The 16,647-nt window shown below is 71.6% G+C and carries 19 protein-coding genes and 1 tRNA gene; 11 read left to right on the forward strand and 9 right to left on the reverse strand.

Annotated features, from left to right (window positions below; translation table 11 throughout):
• Positions 1–2: 2 nt before the first annotated feature.
• Positions 3–740, reverse strand: a complete 738-nt coding sequence (locus BM142_RS24375; RefSeq protein ID WP_175527103.1) for an IclR family transcriptional regulator — start codon at positions 738–740, stop codon at positions 3–5.
• A 162-nt stretch (positions 741–902) separates the two neighbouring features.
• Here BM142_RS24375 and BM142_RS05095 point away from each other — a divergent pair, with 162 nt between their 5' ends.
• Genes BM142_RS05095 through BM142_RS05105 form a run of 3 tightly spaced genes read left to right on the forward strand, consistent with a single transcriptional unit; the run spans position 903 to position 2,934 of the window.
• Positions 903–2,063: an acetyl-CoA acetyltransferase gene (locus BM142_RS05095; protein ID WP_092195689.1), complete on the forward strand. Its 1,161-nt coding sequence runs from the start codon at positions 903–905 to the stop codon at positions 2,061–2,063.
• A complete protein-coding gene (locus BM142_RS05100) occupies positions 2,060–2,482 on the forward strand; it encodes a Zn-ribbon domain-containing OB-fold protein (RefSeq protein WP_217640579.1) in 423 nt (140 codons plus the stop codon). The genes BM142_RS05095 and BM142_RS05100 overlap by 4 nt, the downstream gene beginning before the upstream one ends.
• Complete coding sequence (locus BM142_RS05105; RefSeq protein WP_092195690.1) at positions 2,479–2,934, forward strand: TIGR03618 family F420-dependent PPOX class oxidoreductase; 456 nt, start codon at positions 2,479–2,481, stop codon at positions 2,932–2,934. The genes BM142_RS05100 and BM142_RS05105 overlap by 4 nt, the downstream gene beginning before the upstream one ends.
• Here the strand turns inward: BM142_RS05105 and BM142_RS05110 are convergent.
• The 5 genes from BM142_RS05110 to BM142_RS05130 form a co-directional block, all read right to left on the reverse strand.
• Positions 2,931–3,215, reverse strand: a complete 285-nt coding sequence (locus tag BM142_RS05110) for a hypothetical protein (protein WP_092195691.1) — start codon at positions 3,213–3,215, stop codon at positions 2,931–2,933. The genes BM142_RS05105 and BM142_RS05110 overlap by 4 nt on opposite strands.
• 147 nt (positions 3,216–3,362) lie before the next feature.
• The gene (locus BM142_RS05115) at positions 3,363–4,274 is read right to left on the reverse strand and encodes an LLM class flavin-dependent oxidoreductase (protein ID WP_092195692.1); all 912 of its coding nucleotides are present in this window, start codon (positions 4,272–4,274) and stop codon (positions 3,363–3,365) included.
• A gap of 30 nt (positions 4,275–4,304) precedes the next feature.
• The gene (locus tag BM142_RS05120; RefSeq protein WP_092195693.1) at positions 4,305–5,342 is read right to left on the reverse strand and encodes an MBL fold metallo-hydrolase; all 1,038 of its coding nucleotides are present in this window, start codon (positions 5,340–5,342) and stop codon (positions 4,305–4,307) included.
• On the reverse strand, positions 5,339–6,157 hold the full coding sequence (locus tag BM142_RS05125; protein ID WP_092195694.1) for an alpha/beta fold hydrolase: 819 nt from the start codon (positions 6,155–6,157) through the stop codon (positions 5,339–5,341). Before BM142_RS05125 ends, BM142_RS05120 begins: the two co-directional genes overlap by 4 nt.
• Positions 6,154–7,026 (reverse strand): MaoC/PaaZ C-terminal domain-containing protein, encoded by an 873-nt coding sequence (locus BM142_RS05130; protein WP_092195695.1) that lies wholly within the window; start codon positions 7,024–7,026, stop codon positions 6,154–6,156. The genes BM142_RS05125 and BM142_RS05130 overlap by 4 nt, the downstream gene beginning before the upstream one ends.
• 216 nt (positions 7,027–7,242) lie before the next feature.
• On the opposite strand from BM142_RS05130, the gene BM142_RS05135 reads away from it, so the two are divergent.
• The 5 genes from BM142_RS05135 (at position 7,243) to BM142_RS05155 (ending at position 11,653) form a co-directional block, all read left to right on the forward strand.
• Positions 7,243–7,920, forward strand: a complete 678-nt coding sequence (locus tag BM142_RS05135; RefSeq protein WP_092195696.1) for an AzlC family ABC transporter permease — start codon at positions 7,243–7,245, stop codon at positions 7,918–7,920.
• A 2-nt stretch (positions 7,921–7,922) separates the two neighbouring features.
• Positions 7,923–8,243, forward strand: coding sequence for an AzlD domain-containing protein (locus BM142_RS05140; RefSeq protein WP_092195697.1), 321 nt, complete (start codon positions 7,923–7,925; stop codon positions 8,241–8,243).
• 46 nt (positions 8,244–8,289) lie between these two features.
• Positions 8,290–9,861, forward strand: coding sequence for a class I adenylate-forming enzyme family protein (locus tag BM142_RS05145; protein WP_092195698.1), 1,572 nt, complete (start codon positions 8,290–8,292; stop codon positions 9,859–9,861).
• 69 nt (positions 9,862–9,930) lie between these two features.
• Complete coding sequence (locus tag BM142_RS05150) at positions 9,931–10,389, forward strand: MaoC family dehydratase (protein WP_092195699.1); 459 nt, start codon at positions 9,931–9,933, stop codon at positions 10,387–10,389.
• Positions 10,390–10,414: 25 nt separating this feature from the next.
• Complete coding sequence (locus BM142_RS05155) at positions 10,415–11,653, forward strand: MFS transporter (RefSeq protein WP_092195700.1); 1,239 nt, start codon at positions 10,415–10,417, stop codon at positions 11,651–11,653.
• A 14-nt stretch (positions 11,654–11,667) separates the two neighbouring features.
• Here the strand turns inward: BM142_RS05155 and BM142_RS05160 are convergent, their stop codons facing one another.
• A complete protein-coding gene (locus tag BM142_RS05160; protein ID WP_217640580.1) occupies positions 11,668–12,333 on the reverse strand; it encodes a GntR family transcriptional regulator in 666 nt (221 codons plus the stop codon).
• A 208-nt stretch (positions 12,334–12,541) separates the two neighbouring features.
• Here BM142_RS05160 and BM142_RS05165 point away from each other — a divergent pair, with 208 nt between their 5' ends.
• From BM142_RS05165 to BM142_RS05175, 3 genes are read left to right on the forward strand one after another with little or no spacing between them, the layout of a single operon-like run.
• Positions 12,542–13,354: an enoyl-CoA hydratase/isomerase family protein gene (locus BM142_RS05165; protein WP_092195702.1), complete on the forward strand. Its 813-nt coding sequence runs from the start codon at positions 12,542–12,544 to the stop codon at positions 13,352–13,354.
• A 5-nt stretch (positions 13,355–13,359) separates the two neighbouring features.
• Positions 13,360–14,271 carry an enoyl-CoA hydratase-related protein gene (locus BM142_RS05170; protein WP_092195703.1) on the forward strand — a complete coding sequence of 304 codons (912 nt, stop codon included), beginning with the start codon at positions 13,360–13,362 and terminating at the stop codon, positions 14,269–14,271.
• Positions 14,268–15,239 carry an NAD(P)H-dependent flavin oxidoreductase gene (locus BM142_RS05175; protein ID WP_092195891.1) on the forward strand — a complete coding sequence of 324 codons (972 nt, stop codon included), beginning with the start codon at positions 14,268–14,270 and terminating at the stop codon, positions 15,237–15,239. The genes BM142_RS05170 and BM142_RS05175 overlap by 4 nt, the downstream gene beginning before the upstream one ends.
• Before the next feature lie 68 nt (positions 15,240–15,307).
• Here the strand turns inward: BM142_RS05175 and BM142_RS05180 are convergent, their stop codons facing one another.
• Together BM142_RS05180 and BM142_RS05185 are read right to left on the reverse strand one after the other, a co-directional pair.
• Positions 15,308–16,066 (reverse strand): SDR family NAD(P)-dependent oxidoreductase, encoded by a 759-nt coding sequence (locus tag BM142_RS05180; RefSeq protein WP_092195704.1) that lies wholly within the window; start codon positions 16,064–16,066, stop codon positions 15,308–15,310.
• Positions 16,067–16,539: 473 nt separating this feature from the next.
• Positions 16,540–16,613 (reverse strand) — tRNA-Gly (locus BM142_RS05185).
• Positions 16,614–16,647: the final 34 nt, after the last annotated feature.

Consider the following 16,647-nt stretch of genomic DNA (forward strand, 5'->3'; position numbering starts at 1 on the left):
GGTCAGGGCAGGCTCTTCGCGACCTCCTGCGCCGACTCCATCAGGAGACCGGAGTACCGGGGCAGGTCCTCGTCGCGGAAGCGGAACGCCGGCATCGAGATGCTGATCGACCCGACCGGCCGGTCGTCGGAGCCCAGGATCGGGACGCCGACGCCGAAGATGTCGCGGCGCCACTCGCCGCGGTTCACCGCATAGCCCTGCTCGCGGATCCGCCGGAGCTCTTCCTCGAGCGCATCGACGTCGGACAGGGTGGCGTCGGTGAACCGGGCGAGACCGGCCTCGATCGTGGCGGCCACGTGCACGTCCGGAAGGTGGGCGAGGATCGCCTTGCCGGCTGCCGGCCCGTGCAGCGGCGTGGCCGTGCCCAGCGCGGTGTACGTCCGCACCATCTGCCTGCTGTCGACGCGCTCGATGATGATCGCGTCCAGGCCGTCGAGGGCGGTGAGGTGCACAGTCTCGTCGAGCGTGTCCCGGATCCGGTGGAGCGCCGGGAGCGCGGCCTCGCGGAGGGTGGCGTACTCCGACGTGCTGCCGGCGACAGCCCACACCCTGGCGGTGATCGACCACCGGACCGGCGGATCGGAGGAGTGGCGGGTCCAGCCGGCCTTCTCCAGCGTCTCCAGGCAGCGCTGCACAGTCGTCTTCGGCAGCTCCACCAGACGGGCCAGTTCGCTGACCCCCACCGGCTGATGCTCGGCCACGGCCTCGAGAACGGTGACGGCGTTGAGGACGCTGCGCACTCGGGCCTCCGTGGGGTGCCGGTATCGATCCGTGGTCAGCCCGCTCGTGTCCTTGACCCTGGCACGAGGCAGTCCTAGGTTGATCAGTGTACCGCCATGTGAAACGCCGTTCCATACCTCGATGGAGGTGGGTCGGGCCGCAGAGGACGGGGACAGGCTTACATGAGAACGGCAGTCATCGCAGGGGTCGCCGACCACCCGTTGCGCGACGGGAAGCTCGAGCCCGGCGGATCGGTCCTCGCGGCCCAGGCGCGCGTGGCCGCCGCCGCCCTCGCCGACGCCGGCGCCTCCTGGAGCGACGTCGACGGGCTGCTGAGCACGGGCATGTGGGGCATCCCGGGCGTCGGCCAGTTGCCCACCGTGACCCTGTCGGAGTACCTCGGCCTGCAGCCGCGGTTCACCGACTCGTCGAACATCGGCGGCTCGTCGTTCGAGTCGCACCTCGCGTCGGCGGTGCGGGCGATCGAGCGGGGCGCCTGCGACGTCGCGCTCATCACCTACAGCAGCACGCAGCGCAGCGACCGGAGCCGCACCCTCGGCGGGCGGGCGCCGGTCCTGACCATGCAGTACGAGACGCCGTACGGCATGCCGACGCCGGTCGGCGGTTATGCGCTGGCGGCCATGCGGCACATGCACGAGTACGGCACCACGAGCGAGCAGCTCGCCGAGATCGCCGTGGCCACGCGTGCGTGGGCGGCCCTCAATCCCGCCGCCACCCGGCGAGAGCCGCTCACCGTCGACGACGTGCTGGCCAGCCCGATGATCAGCGATCCGCTCCACCAGCTGGACAGCTGCCTGGTGACCGACGGCGCCGGGGCGGTCGTCGTCACCACCGAGGAGCACGCGCGGGCGTGCGGCGCGACGCCGGTCCACGTGCGCGGCTACGGCGAGGCGCAGTCGCACTGGACGATCGCGGCCATGCCCGACCTGACCGTGCCGCCGTCCGCGGCCAGCGGCCGCCGTGCCCTCGAGATGGCGGGCATCGGCGTCGACGACATCGACGTCGTCGAGCTCTACGACAGCTTCACCATCACCGTGCTGCTCACCCTCGAGGCGCTGGGCTTCTGCCGCCCGGGCGAGGGCGGCGAGTTCGTGTCGGGGCAGCGGACGGCTCCGGGGAGGGAGTTCCCGATGAACACCAACGGCGGCGGTCTGTCGTACGCCCATCCGGGGATGTACGGCATCTTCCTGCTCGTCGAGGCGGTGCGTCAGCTGCGCGGCGAGTGCGGCCCTCGGCAGGTGGCCGGCGCCCGCACGGCGCTGGTCAACGGCACCGGCGGCACGCTCTCCAGCGCCTCGACCTGCGTGCTGAGCGTCGCGTGAGCGCGCCACCCGCCGGGCGGCCGCTGCCGGTCGTCGACGCCGACAGCGCCCCGTTCTGGGCCGCGCTGCGCGACCGCAGGCTGATGGTGCAGTGGTGCGGCACGTGCGACCGGCACGTCTTCTACCCGCGGGCGCTGTGCCCGCACTGCCACGCCGAACTCGCCGAGTGGGTGGAGTGCTCCGGCAGCGGGACGATCCACTCGTACACGGTGGCCCGCCGCCCGGCCGGGCCGGCGTTCGCCGCCGACGTCCCGTACGTCGTCGTGCTCGTCGATCTGGACGAGGGGGTGCGGATGCTGAGCAACCTGGTGACCGACGACGTCGACAGTGTGCGGATCGGGGCGCGGGTCGCCGTCCGCTTCGAGGACGTGACCGACGAGATCACGCTCCCGCTGTTCGAGCCGGCTCCCGACGCATGACCGGTACGGGTTCAGGGCTGTCGGTGACCGACGACCCGCGCATCCGCGCGCTGCTGGAGCGGCCCAACCACGCGGTCGTCTCGACGGTGAACGCCGACGGCACGATCCACGCCGCCGTGGTGTGGGTGGCGGTCGAGGACGGGCGGCTGGCGCTGAGCAGCGTGGTGAACCGGGCGTGGGCGGTCAACCTGGTGCGGGACCCGAGGGTCACCGTCGTCGTGGCCGACCAGTCCAACCCCTACGACTACGTCGAGGTGCGCGGCACCGCCGTCCGGGACGCGGTCGACCCGGAGGAGCTGGCCGACCGGCTGGCGCAGAAGTACCTGGGGGAGGCGGTCTACCCCTTCCGTGCCGAGGGTGACGAGCGGGTGTCCTTCGTCGTGGAGCCGTCCCGGGTGCGCTACCGGAGCGCCCCGGCCGGAGGCGGCCGGCAGCCGACCGCCCCGGCCTAGCCTGTTCCGGCCAGGGACAGTCCGCGGCGCCGGTCGACCCGGAGGACGGTCGGGAGCCGGAGCAGCCGTGCCTCCAGGAGGTCGGCGTCCCGGTCGTCGGCCGTGCAGTCGAGCGCCAGGCGCCACGACCCGGACCCTGCCTCCTCGGCCTCGAACCGGGTGATCCGGTACGCGCGCCCGGTGAGCAGGACGAGGACGCGTTGGACGCTCGCCAGGTCGGAGACCGTGACGTAGAGCTTGAGGCTGCAACTGGCAACCGATGAGCGGTGCTGGGGGAACATAGCGGTCCTCCGGGCCTGCGCGGCCCTGACTGGGATGGTGCTCCCGGCGCCGCGCCACGGATCCGCCGGTTCGGGAGTCAGCTCCCGGCGGACCCGCCCCGAATTCGCCGACCAGTCATGCCGTGCACCTTAACCCTCGGATGCACGTCAGGACAGGAGCGGCACGACGTCGCGGGCCAGCCGCGCGCGCTGCTCGGTCAGGTCGACGACGGGGTGCAGGACGAGCTCCGTGACGCCCTGCGCGCGGAGGCGGGCGAGGTGCTCGGCGACGACCTCGGCGGGCCCTACGACCGCGCAGTGGTCGGCGAGCTCGGGCTTGCCGTACTCGTGGTCGAACCAGGCCCGGACCGCATCCCAGTTGGCCGTGGTGGGCTCGCCCACGTGCAGGTAGACCCGCTTGGCGAGGGTGAAGCCGGCCGGGTCGCGCCCGTGCTCGTCGAGCAGCTCGCGCACCTGGCCGAGCGCCGTCTCGAAGTCGGCGAGCGTCATGGAGCCCGCACCGATGAAGCCGTCGCCGAGGCGGACGGCGCGGTCGAGGGCGGCCGGCTGCCGCGCGCCGTACCAGATCGGCGGAGTCGGCGACTGCACCGGCAGCAGCGGCCGCTCGACGTCCTCGAGCTGCCACCACGGCTCCACCGACGTCACGCGGTCCTCGCCCAGCAGCCGGCGCAGCAGGGCGGTGCCGGCCTCGAAGTGGCGGCCGCGGTGGTCCACCGACAACCCGTAGCGGGCGTACTGACCCGGGTCGTTGCCCAGGCCCACGCCCAGGGTGAAGCGGCCGTTGCTGAGCCGGTCGAGAGAGGCGATCTCGCGGGCCAGCTGCAGCGGCGGCCGGAAGCCGGTGAGCAGGATGGCCACCCCGAGCCGCGCCCGCGTGGTAGCCGCCGCCGCGAAGGTGAGGACCGACAGCGGGTCGAGCGCGCCGGGGACGCTGCTCTCCAGCACCCACAGCGACGAGAAGCCCTCGGCCTCGGCCTCGGTCGCAAAGGTGCGCAGCTCGCCGGCGTCCCCGATCGTCGTGATGTCCTGCGGCAGGTTGATGCCGATCCCGGGAATCATCGCGATCCTCCTCCGTTCAGGCCCGCGGCGTCATGCCACGGCGAAGTGGTGCACGCCGTCGGCGACGGACGTGCGGAGCCGGCCCTGGGCCACGAGCAGCTCCAGGTGGGCGGTCGTCTCGAGGACGGCGAGCATCCGGTTGAACGGGTCGAGGTCGGCCAGCTCCCTCTCCCGCCGGGTCCAGCGGAGGATGCCCGCGACCTCGAACGGCGTGGAACTCCCGCGCCGGACGGCGTCCTCGGTCTGGTCCAGGCGTTGGCCGTGGTGGGCGACCAGCTCGTCGACGCGGGCGTGCGCGCTGGGTGCCACCGGCCCGTGCGCCGGCAGCAGCAGGGCGTCGGGCCGGCTGCGGACCCTCGCCAGCGAGCTCAGGAAGTCGGCCAGCGGGCTCGGCGAGAGAACCGGCTCGAAGCCGATCGACGGCGTGATGGTGGGGAGGACGTGGTCGCCGGCGAACAGCACGCGCTCGTCGGTGTCGTGGAAGACGACGTGCCCCTGCGTGTGCCCGGGGGTGGGGACGACGTCGAGGTTCCGCCCCCCTGCCGAGACGGTCGTGCCCGGCTGCAGCCAGTCGTCCGGGAGCTCCCAGATGGGCTCGTCCACGTCGAGGTGGCGACGGAACCGGTCGCCGAGAAGTTCCACGAGGTGGCCGGCGCCGAGGGACGGCAGCCGGGTCAGCTGGGCCTCCATCGGCAGCCGGTCGGGTCGCATCGACTCCTCGAGGGAGGCGCGCTCGTCCACCCCGAGACTCACGCGCATGCCGAACTCGCGGCGCAGCAGCACGGCCTGGGTGTAGTGGTCGCGGTGCACGTGGGTGACCAGGAACCGCCGGACGTCGGGCAACCCGTGGCCGAGGCCGGCGAGCGCGTCGACCAGGGTGTCGCGAGCGTTGGCCAGTGCCCAGCCCGAGTCGACGAGATCCACGCCGTCGGGACCGGTCAGGGCGTAGACGTTGACCGCCTTGAGCGCGTCGTTCGGCAGCGGCAGCGGGATCCGGTGGACTCCGGGCGACACCTCCACCGCGCCGGGGGTCGACCAGTCGTCGGCGCTCGCCGTGCCGGCGGTCATCGGGCCCGGGCGGCGTCTTCGGCCAGCGTCCGCAACCATCCGTCGGCGACGGAGGCGAAGTCGTCGACCTCCTCCATCGGGTAGTGACCGATCCCCTCGAGGACGAGGGTGCGGGCGCCCTGGATCTGGCTCCCGGTCCACGCGACCTGGTCGAGATCGAGCCAGAAGTCGTCGTCGCCGACGACGAGATAAGTCGGGCAGGTGATGTTCGCCAGTCCGGCCCGGATGTCGTGGCTGAACCATCCGATGAGGTCCGACGTCGTGATGATCGGGTCCTCGCGGCGGTGCATGGCCGCGATCATCTCGACGCGTTCCGCCGGAACGGTCCGGCCGCAGACGGCCAGGGTTCCGTAGTAGGTCCGGTCCGTGCGGCTGGGTGACGACGCGTCCTCCATGCCACGGTCGAGCGCCGCGGCGCCGCCGGGCTTGGGGGCGTTCACCTCGGCGGCCATCGCGACCACGCCCGACAGCCGGTCGGAGATGCGCGTGGCGATGTCCAGCGAGATCTTCCCGCCGATGGAGCAGCCCATGACGTACGGGCGGTCCAAGCCGAGTTCGTCGATCAGGTCGATGCACCACTCGGCGTAGCGCCCCAGGTCGCGCACCGGTCCGCCGACAGCCGGCTCCGACCGCCCGTGGCCGGGGAGGTCGGGGACGATCACCCGGTACCCGAGGGCCGCCAGGCCGGTCAGCGTGTGCCGCCACTGGACGCCGCTCTGGCCGGCGGTGTGGATGCAGAGGACGGCGGGGCCCTCGCCGGCGGCCTCCACGTAGGCGAGGCTGCCGCCCAGGTCGACGTACTGCGACTCGATCACACCGGTGCTCCCGCCATCTCGCGTGCCGTCTCCCAGATGCGCATCAGGGCCTTGGTCAGCCGCAGGTAGTCGTAGCCGCTGCCGGTCAGGCTGAACTCGCCGCGCAGGGTCCGGGGGATGAAGTCGTTGCGCGGGCCGGTCATCAGCTGCGCCCACACCAGCTCGCTGGCCTGCACGGTGAACGTGGGGCCGAGCAGCGCCTTCGGCGCGGCCTCGAGGATCGCGCCCTTGTAGATCCGCAGGCTGGTGGGCACGGTGCCCGCCTGCAGCCCGATCGTGCCGTCGAACGAGCGCGTGGCGGCGACGAACTCCTCGTCCTGACCCAGCCGGGCGGCGAGGTCCTTGGTCCACCCGGGGCCGCAGAAGTCCAGCGCCGAGGGGTCGGACGAAGGGTCGGCCGAGGTGCGTGCCTGGACCATGAAGGCCGTCGTGCCCTCCTGGACGACGGTGCCGTCGTCTCGCTTGAGGAGCACGTGCCGGTTGATCACGCCCCGGTCGCGGGCGCTGGTGCGCCGGCACCGCGTGATGGTGATGTCGAAGATCAGCGTGTCGCCGACGAAGACTGGCTTGAGGTAGCGCCAGTTGGTGTCGAGCAGCCCGATCACCGTCGAGTCGACGATGTGCAGATCGTGCAGCGCGCCGAAGAACCGGGCCAGGCCGTAGGGCCCGTGCACGAGCCGCTGACCGAACTGGGTGCCGGCGGCGTAGTCGGCGTCGACGTGGATGGGGGCCTTGTCGCCGGAGACCTCCGCGAACTGCAGCAGGGCCCCCTCGGTGACCTCGTGCGGAGGGCTCTGAAAGCTCTGGCCCACCCGGAAGTCCTCGAAGTACATGTCGTTCGCCTCGGCCGGGCCGGGGGTTGCCGCCATGCTGTCTCCTCACCTGCCTGAGCCTTCGGAACGCGGTGCCCGGTCGAGTGCCGGTGGCGGTCCACGCCTCGTCGCCGCACGCTAGCGCATTCGTCTGACATATGTCGCCTCCCGTGGTAGAACAACCCGCAGTCGGCCTCCGCCCGGTGGTGGCGACCGGCGTACCGGCCCGGCACGAGGTCGTTCGTGCGGGCGAGGAGACGAGCCCGCGGGGGAGTGGTGCAACCAGCCCGGCCCCGTGCGGACGAGCCCTGGCGCCGTGGCGTCCGGGACTCCCTCCCGTTCGCCACCGCGTCGTTCGTGCTGTCCCTGTCCTTCGGCGTCGTGGCCGTGGAGTCCGGCTTCTCCCCGGTGGCCGCGGTGGTCATGTCGGCGGTGGTCTACGGCGGTGCCGGGCAGTTCGCGCTCGTGGGCATCCTGTCCGCGGGGGGCGCACTGGGCTCCGCGGTCGGGGCCGCTGCCCTGGTGAACGGCCGCTTCGTGCCGATGGGGTTCGCGCTCGGCCCCTCGCTGCGGGGTGGTCCGGTGCGCCGCGCGCTGGAGGGGCAGACCTCGATCGACGTGTCGTGGACCATGGCGGCCCGCGGCGACGGGACCTTCGACCGCACGTACCTGTTCGGCCACAGCGCCGTCCAGTACGTGGCCTGGGTGGCCGGCACGCTGGCCGGTGTCCTGGTGCCCGGGATGGACGCCCGCGCGCTCGGGCTGGACGTCATCTTCCCGGCCTTCTTCCTCGCCCTGCTGGTCAAGGAGGTGCGCAACGGCCGCCGGCTGGTCGTGGCGCTCCTCGCCGCCGCGATCGCGTTCGCTCTGGTGCCTGTCCTGCCGCCGGGTGCGCCGGTTCTGGTGGCCAGTGTCGCGGCTCTGGTCGGGCTCCGAGAGAACTGGAGGTAGGCATGGACACCACGACCGTGTGGCTGGCCATCGGCCTGTGCGCGCTGATCACCTTCGCCGAGCGGGCCGTTGGGCCGGTGGCGACCGGGGGGCGCGAGCTGCCGCCCGTCGTCACCCGCGTGGTCGTCCTGCTCGCCTCGGCGCTCCTGGCCGCGCTGGTGGTCACCCAGGCCTTCGCCGACGGGGATCGCTGGCACGTCGGCGCGGACACCGCCGGCGTCCTGGTGGCCGGCGTCCTGCTCTGGCGCCGGGTGCCCCTGCTGGTCGTCGTGCTGGTGGCCGCGGTCGTCACCGCGCTGCTGCGGCTGGCGGGTGTGCCGTGATGCCGCTGAATTCGCGTACGGACCTACGCGTGGACGGGAGAACCGCATGACCCGGGACGACGACTGGGAGCCCACGACGCTCCATGCCGTGCTGGACAGAGGGATCGCGACGTACGGGGCGTCGAACGTCGCGTTCAGCTACGTCGACGAGCAGCGCGATCTCACCCTGGGCGAGCTGCGCGCGGACGCGGAACGGTGGGCGGTCGCGCTCGCCGCTGCCGGGGTGGACCACGGCGATCGCGTCGCCGTGCTGCTCCAGGGGCACTCGACGTGGCCCACCCTGCAGGTGGCCTGCAGCCGGCTCGGCGCCGTCCTGGTGGGGGTCAACACGCGGTACCGCAGCCATGAGATCGACCACCTCATGACCGTGATGCAGCCGAGCGTCGTGGTCTCAGGCCCCACGTGGCGGGACATCCCCTTCGTGCGGTTGATCGACGAATCCGTGCAGCGCCTGCTGCCCGACGGCCGACTGGCAGCGGCGCCGGTGCGCGTGACCATCGGTGCCGACGGCGAGGGGGCCTTCGTGCCCGCGGAGGAGTTCCTCGCCGGTGCCGCCGGCCAGGCCCTCGCTGAGCGCGAGGTGACGCCCGACGACATCGCGCTCATCCAGTTCACGTCGGGCTCGACGGGGGCGCCCAAGGGGGTGCGGCTGAGCCACGACGCCGTTCTCCGCCCCGCCCACCAGACGATCCGGGCGATGAACTGGACACTGGACGACGTCGTCTACAGCGCCCTGCCCTTCTACCACGTGGGCGGATCGGTCTTCACCGGTCCGGTGGCCGTCCTCTCCGGGGCGCGGATGGTCGTCCCGGACACGTTCGGCGCGCGCGAAGCGGTCGAGCACAACGTGACCTGGCGGTGCAACGGTCACCAGGGCCACGCCGCGATGTACACGATGTTCCTGGACGCCGCCCGCGAGGCGGGAGCGTTGTCCGACCTGCGCATCGAGAAGGCGTGGGCGGTGGCGCCGCCGTCGGTGCTGCGCCGGATCGCCGCCGAGCTGCGGACCGACGGCGTGGTGTCCCTGTACGGCATGAGCGAGCATCCGCTGTCGACCATCTGCGGGCTCGACGAGCCGCTCGCCAAGCGCTTCGAGACCGTGGGGCGGCCCGCGCCGGACGTCGAGCTGCGCATCGACGCCGACGGCCCCGACGGGGTCGGGGAGATCCAGCTGCGCGGCCCGGCGGTGATGAGCGGCTACCACGAGGACGAGGCGGCCACGCGGGATGCCTTCACGCCCGACGGATGGCTGCACACCGGCGACCTCGGCACGTGGGACCCCGACGGCTACGTCGTCTTCGCCGGCCGTCTCAAGGACATGCTCAAGCCCGGTGGCGAGAACGTGTCCGCCCAGGAGGTCGAGGAGTTCCTGATGCTCCACCCGGGGGTGGTGAACGTGGCCGTCTTCGGCGTGCCGGACGACCGCCTGGGGGAGGCGCCGGTCGCCGTGGTGCAGGCCCGCTCCGACGCGGACCTGACCCAGGAGGACCTGCTGGAGTTCTGCCGCGACCGGATCGCGGGGTTCAAGACGCCGAAGCGGATCCACCTGGTGCCGGAGCTCCCGCTGCTGCCCAACGGGAAGCTCGACAAGGTGTCCCTCCGGTCGGAGTTCTCCTAGTTCCGTCGGGCCGTACCGGCCCGTGCGTTCGTACGCATTCATCCCACCGAACGAGAGCGAGTCCTGAAGATGCGCGTGTTCACCGGCCCCGACGACCTGCTGGCCAGCATCGGCACCGAGATCGGGGTGAGCGACTGGCTGACCATCGAGCAGGACCGGATCGATCTGTTCGCCGAGGCCACCGGCGACCACCAGTGGATCCACGTGGACGTCGAGCGGGCGAAGGCCGAGAGCCCTTTCGGCGCTCCGATCGCGCACGGCTACCTGACCCTGTCGCTGCTGGTGCCACTCCAGAAGCTGGTGTTTCGCGTCGAGGGCGTGCGGATGGGCGTCAACTACGGCCTGAACAAGGCGCGCTTCCCCTCCCCGGTGCCGGTCGGCAGCCGGCTGCGCGACCGGATGGAGCTCGTCGATTGCGTGCCGGTCGAGGGTGGCGGTGTCCAGGTGACGTTCCGGCACACGGTCGAACGGGACGGCGCCCCGAAGCCGGCGCTCGTCGCGGAGAGCATCGTCCGCTACTACTTCTGAACCGCACCGGGCACGAGCGGCTCCGGTGAGCGGGCACCAGGGGGACGGCGGGCCGCGCAACTCGTTCGCGCTCCTGCTGGACAGCGCGGTGGGGCCGTTGTTCGTGGCCAAGCTGCTGGGCAACTCCGGTATCTGGATCCAGAACATCGCGGGCGCCAGCCTGATCTACGAGATCACCGGGTCGGTCTTCCTCGTCGGCCTGATCAGCTTGGCCCAGTTCGCCCCGCAGGTGCTCTTCTCCCCGCTCAGCGGGGCGATGGCCGACCGTGGCGACACGCGACGGCAGCTGGTGCTGGGACGGTCGTTCTGCTTTCTCGGGGGAGCGGTCCTCGCCGGTTGGATCTGGGCCACGGGTGATCTCGAGGCCGTTCCCGCCTGGCTGGTGATGGCGGCGGCGTCCCTCGTCGGCATCGGGTACACGATCGGCAGCCCGGCCCTGCAGGCGCTGATGCCGACGCTCGTGCGCCCGGGGGAGATGGGCCGCGTCGTAGCGCTGGACAACCTGACGTTCGCGGTCGGCCGTGCCGTCGGTCCGGCCGTCGGCGGGGTGCTCGCTGCCACCGCCGGCTACGCCGTGGCCTTCGCGGTGGCTGCGGCGGCACAACTGGTCTTCGTCGTCGTCGTGGCGACGGTCAGGATCCCGGGCGCCGTCCGGGTGGAGGGCGCTAGCTACTCGGTCCGCGACGGGCTGCGCTACGTGCGGACCGATCCGGTCGTCGCACTGGTCATCGCCGGCGTGGCGGCCGTGGGGGTGGGGGCCGATCCGGCGATCACGCTGGCGCCCGCTCTGTCGGATTCCCTGGGCGGCGGGCCCGGGCTCGTCGGATCGTTCGCCTCCGCCTTCGGCGTCGGTGCGATCGTCGGCTTCTTCCTGCAGGTGGGACTGCTCCGGTTCCTGGACTACGCCCGGCTGGCGCCGCTCGGACTGGTGCTCCTCGCCGGAGGCTCGGCCGCGCTCCCGTTCGCCACCGATGCCAGGGCGGCCGTCGCGGCGTTCGGAGTGGGGGGCGTGGGGATGACCCTGGCGCTGACCGGCTTCACGACGTTGCTCTACGACCGGGTTCCGCGCCAGTACCTCGGCCGGATCATGGCGCTGTGGATGGTCGGGTTCGTCGGGTCCCGGCCGCTGGCGGCAGCCCTCGGCGGCGGCCTGGCGGATCTGTTCTCGGCGGACGTGGCGCTGGCGGGGACCGCGGTCGTGGTGCTGGTGGTCGCGTTCGTCACCCGGCCGGCGGTGCTGCGACGTCCGGTACCGGGCCGGTGACGGAGACCGGAGGGTCAGCGCCGCCGAGTCGGTCCGAGCCGGCGGACGGCGATGTTCTCGGTGCCCAGCCGGTGCTCGTCGCTGGTCCGGACCAGCTCCCGGGCGTCCCTGTTCCGGACGGCCTGGATGATCTGCTCGTGCCCGACCACGATGTCGTGGGACGACTGGATCTCGTGCAGGTACAGGGACCGGTAGAAGCTGGACATGTACCAGAGCCGCGAGACCTCCTCGCGGATCAGCTTCAGCGGCGAGTACTCGAACAGCGCGAAGTGGAACCGGCTGTTCAGCTCCTGGAACCGGTCCTGTTCCTCGTCGGGGTCGGTCTGCCGCAGCTCGCCGTTGAGCCGGACGAGTTTGGGGACGTCGACCTCGGCCAGGTCGATCGAACGCAGGATCTCGGTCTCGAGCAACCGGCGCATGAGGTAGATCTCGGACAGGTCGTCGCTGCTGAAGCGGGACACCCGGTAGCCGGTGTTCGGCTTGTAGTCCAGGACCCCCTCGGCGGCGAGGGTGGAGAGCGCCTCGCGCAGCGGGATCCGGCTGACGTTCAGCTGCTCGGCCAGCTCCGACTGGTGCACCTTCTCGCCCGGGAGCAGCGCCCCGGAGAGGATCAGTTTCCGGATCGCGCCGAGGCACCGGAGAACGCTGGTCTCCGCACCGGCGACGTCGTGCTGGAACACCGAGGATCTCCTGCCTGCCTGCCGGTTCGAGCCGAACAGTATACAAAGTTGCATGTTCTGCTTATGGTCAGACAGAAGGGCTGCCACCCACGGAGGTGGCGGCAGCCGGAGGCGTTCGCCGGGGCCCCAGTCCCCGCCCGCGGCAGCTGCACCGGCTCGCACGGGAACCGTGCGCGGACCAGACCGCCGCAGGGAGGATGGCAGGGCGATGGGTGCCGAGGAGTACGGCGAGCGGTTCTCGGAGGGCCCGGTGCTGGCGTCCTGCGACGCGGGCGGGATCCTGCGGATGACCCTCAACCAGCCGGCCCGCAAGAACGCCATGAGCCTCGAGGCGTGGGAGGCGATGTTCGACGTCCTCCGGCTGGCCGAGTACGACCCTGACGTCCGGGTGCTGGTGATCACGGGGGCCGGCGGCGACTTCTGCGCCGGCGCGGACATCTCGTCGGCGGCGGCGGGTCACCCGCTGAGCCGCATCCAGCACATCGCGAAGACGCCGATCCTGCTGCACGACTTCCCGAAGCCGGTCCTGGCGCAGGTCGAGGGCGTCGCCGTGGGCGCCGGCTGGAACATCGCGCTGGCGTGCGACCTGGTGGTGGCCTCCACCACGGCGCGGTTCGCGCAGCTGTTCGTCAAGCGCGGGCTGTCGGTGGACTGGGGCGGCTCGTGGCTGCTGCCGCGAATGGTCGGGCTGCAGCAGGCCAAGAGGCTGACCATGCTCGGCGACTTCGTCTCCCCGCAGGAGGCCGAGCAGCTCGGCCTGGTCACCTGGGTGAAGAGCCCCGAGGAGATCGGCCCGTTCGTCGACGAGCTGGCCGCGCGGCTGGCGGCCGCCCCGCCGATCGCCCTGTCGCAGAGCAAGTCACTGATCGACCAGGGGACGATGTCGTCCTTCACCGACGCGCTGGCCAACGAGGCACGGGCTCAGGCCGTCAACCACGCCACCGCCGACGCCGCGATCGCGCGGCAGGCATTCGCCGCGAAGAGCGAACCGGAGTTCACCGGGAAGTGGGCAGTTCGATGAGTGCAATGGAGCAGATCGACTACGAGGTCGCAGGCAGCGTCGCCACGATCACCCTGAACCGGCCCGAGAACGGCAACGGGTTCACCCAGGTCATGCGGCGCGAGCTGATCGACGCTCTCGAGCAGGCCGACAGCGACGACGACGTCCGGGTGGTGATCGTGACCGGGGCCGGGCGGCACTTCTGCGTCGGCGCCGACGTCAGCAGCGGGAAGTCCGACCAGCCGTTCGCCTACGGCCCGGGCGAGGACACCGGCCCGGTGCCGATGAGCGTCGACGGCATCCCCCGCGACGGCGGCGGCATGGTGGCGCTGCGGATCGCCGAGATGCAGAAGCCGGTGATCGCCGCGATCAACGGTGCGGCCGTCGGGGTGGGGGTCACCATGACCCTGCCGATGGACATCCGGATCTGCGCGGAGTCCTCCCGGTTCGGGTTCGTCTTCGCCCGGCGCGGGATCGTGCAGGAGGCGGCATCGAGCTGGTTCCTGCCCCGGCTCGTGGGGATCTCGCAGGCCATGGAGTGGGTGGCCACCGGGCGGCTGATCCCGGCCGCCGAGGCCCGGGAGGGGCGGCTGGTGTCGCGGGTGGTGCCCGACGGCGAGGTGCTGGCCGCCGCGCGTGAGATCGCCGCGGAGATCGTGGAGAACACCTCGAGCCTGGCGATCGCCGCTGCCCGCCGGCTGCTGTGGGCCTCGCTGTCAGAGCCCTCGCCGTGGACCGCGCACCAACACGAGACCCGGCTGATCAGGGAGCTGAAGCAGGGGCCGGACTACTCCGAGGGCGTCGCCTCCTTCCTGGAGAAGCGCCCGCCTGCCTTTACCGGCCGGCTCAGCAGCGACCTGCCCGACCTACCTGATTGGCCGGCCCGGCCGGCAACGACGTCGGCGCCCGACGGCGCCGGAACCGGAGGAACCGCGTGATCCGCACCCGCTTCACCGAACTGGTCGGCATCGAGCACCCCATCGTGCAGGGGGGCATGCAGTGGGTCGGCCGGGCCGAGCTGGCCTCGGCTGTCTCCAACGCCGGTGGGCTCGGGATTCTCACCGGGCTGACCCAGCCGACCCCGGAGGCGCTGGCGGCGGAGATCGCGCGGTGCCAGGAGATGACCGACAAGCCGTTCGGGGTGAACCTGACGATCCTGCCGACGATCAACCCGCCGCCCTACGACGAGTACCGGCGGGCGATCGTGGAGTCAGGGGTGAAGGTGGTGGAGACCGCGGGCAACAACCCCGTCAACCACCTCCCGGACTTCCACGAGGCGGGCATCAAGGTGGTCCACAAGTGCACCAGCGTGCGGCACGCGGTGAAGGCCGAGGAGGTCGGCGTCGACGCGGTCAGCATCGACGGCTTCGAGTGCGCCGGCCATCCGGGCGAGGACGACATCCCGCTGCTCGTGCTGCTGCCGCGCACCGTCGACTCGGTGTCGATCCCGGTGATCGCCTCGGGTGGGATCGGTGACGGCCGGGGCATGGCCGCCGCGCTCGCCCTCGGTGCGGAGGGGGTCAACATGGGCACCCGCTTCATGGCCACGGTCGAGGCGCCGGTGCACCGCACGGTCAAGGAGCAGCTGGTGGCCAACAGCGAGCGCGACACCGATCTGCTGTTCCGGCCGCTGCGCAACACCTCGCGGGTGGCGCGCAACGCGATAAGCCAGCGGGTGGTCGCGATGCTCGACGAGGGGGCGCAGTTCCCCGAGGTCCGGGACCTGGTGGCCGGCGTGCGGGGGAAGACCGTGTTCGAGACCGGCGACCTGGACGCCGGGATCTGGACCGCCGGGATGGTGCAGGGGCTGATCTACGACATCCCGACGGCCGCCGAGTTGCTCGAGCGGATGGTCGCCGAGGCCGAGGACATCATCCGCGGCCGGCTGGAGAAGCTGATCGGCTGAGGTGGTCGAGACGCCGAAAGGGGCGCGGACCTGTCCGGTCCTCGCCGCCTTTCGTCGTGCGGCGCCGATCAGCGCATCATGACCCGCCCGCCGTCGACGGACAGGACCTGGCCGGTCATGTAGCTGACCTCCTCGGAGGCGAGGAAGACGTAGGCGCCCGCGATCTCGTCGGGCTCGGCCCAGCGGTGCAGCGGAATCTCGGCGAGGTACTTGGTGCTGAATCGCTCCTCGGTGCGGATCTTCTCGGTCATCGGCGTCGCGGCGGCCGGGGCGACGGCGTTCACGATGATGTTGTCGCCGGCGAGCTCGCGGGCCGCCGATCGGGTCATCCCGAGGAGGCCGGACTTGGCGACGGAGTAGTTGATCTGGCCGATGGTGCCCTGGATGCCGGCTGCGGATGTGGTGAAGATGACCCGGCCCCACTTGCCGGCGCGCATGCCGTCCACGACCGCCTGAAGCCAGTAGAAGCTGCCGTTGAGATGGGTGTCCATGACGTCGGACCACTGCTGGTCCGTCATCTTCCACAGCATTGCGGGGCGGGTCACGCCGGCGTTGGCGACGAGGATCTCGATCGGCCCGAGCTCAGAGGCGATCCGCTGCGCCGCGTCGTTGACGGACTGGCGGCTGGCGACGTCGTTGACGACGGCGATCGCGGTTCCGCCAGCGGCGGTGATCTCGTCGCTGACCGCCTTGGCGTTGTCGATATTGATGTCGGCGACGGCGATCTTGGCGCCCTCTTCGGCGTAGCGCAGCGCAATGCCGCGGCCGATGCCCTGACCGCCACCCGTGACGACCGCGACCCTGCCGCTCAGTCTTCCCGTGCTCATGCTGTACCTCCGTATGTCGAAGAGCCATGACCGCTCGGACTGCGAGTCATTCGCCGGAGTGACGACGCTCTGCAGAGGGCTCACCGGGCCCGTGGGGTGCGCCACCACCCATGCCGTTCGGCGGCGAGCGACGTCCATCAGGCGCTGCACCCTCGCCAGCGCACGGTAGCGTATGTGTCTGACATTTGACCGTGGGCGTTCGATTTGTGGCCTAGCTCACTCGCGTGAGGGGCGTCGACTTGCCATGCGAATCGCGCTGGTCCGCGCTGGCCTCGCACGAGGCGGCCCTGCAGCTGTACGAAGGTGCTCGACGTCGAGGTCATTCACGGCCGGCGCGTCCCCTAATCGTGCCTTCGAAGCGCCGGCCAAGGCCGGTGGCCAGCGGTCAACAGGGGGGCAGCACCGCCACGGCACAGAAGGAGCGGTGCTGCCCGGCTGAGCTGCGCGAACGGACATCCGGGCTGGTCAGGACGTGGAGCGGGTGACCGGGATCGAACCGGCATGGCCAGCTTGGAAGGCTGGGGCTCTACCATTGAGCTACACCCGCGAGACCTGCGAGAGGTCCGGAAAGAGCCTAGCGC

The sequence above is a fragment of the Blastococcus tunisiensis genome (genome assembly GCF_900112815.1).
GTDB lineage: Bacteria > Actinomycetota > Actinomycetes > Mycobacteriales > Geodermatophilaceae > Blastococcus_B > Blastococcus_B tunisiensis.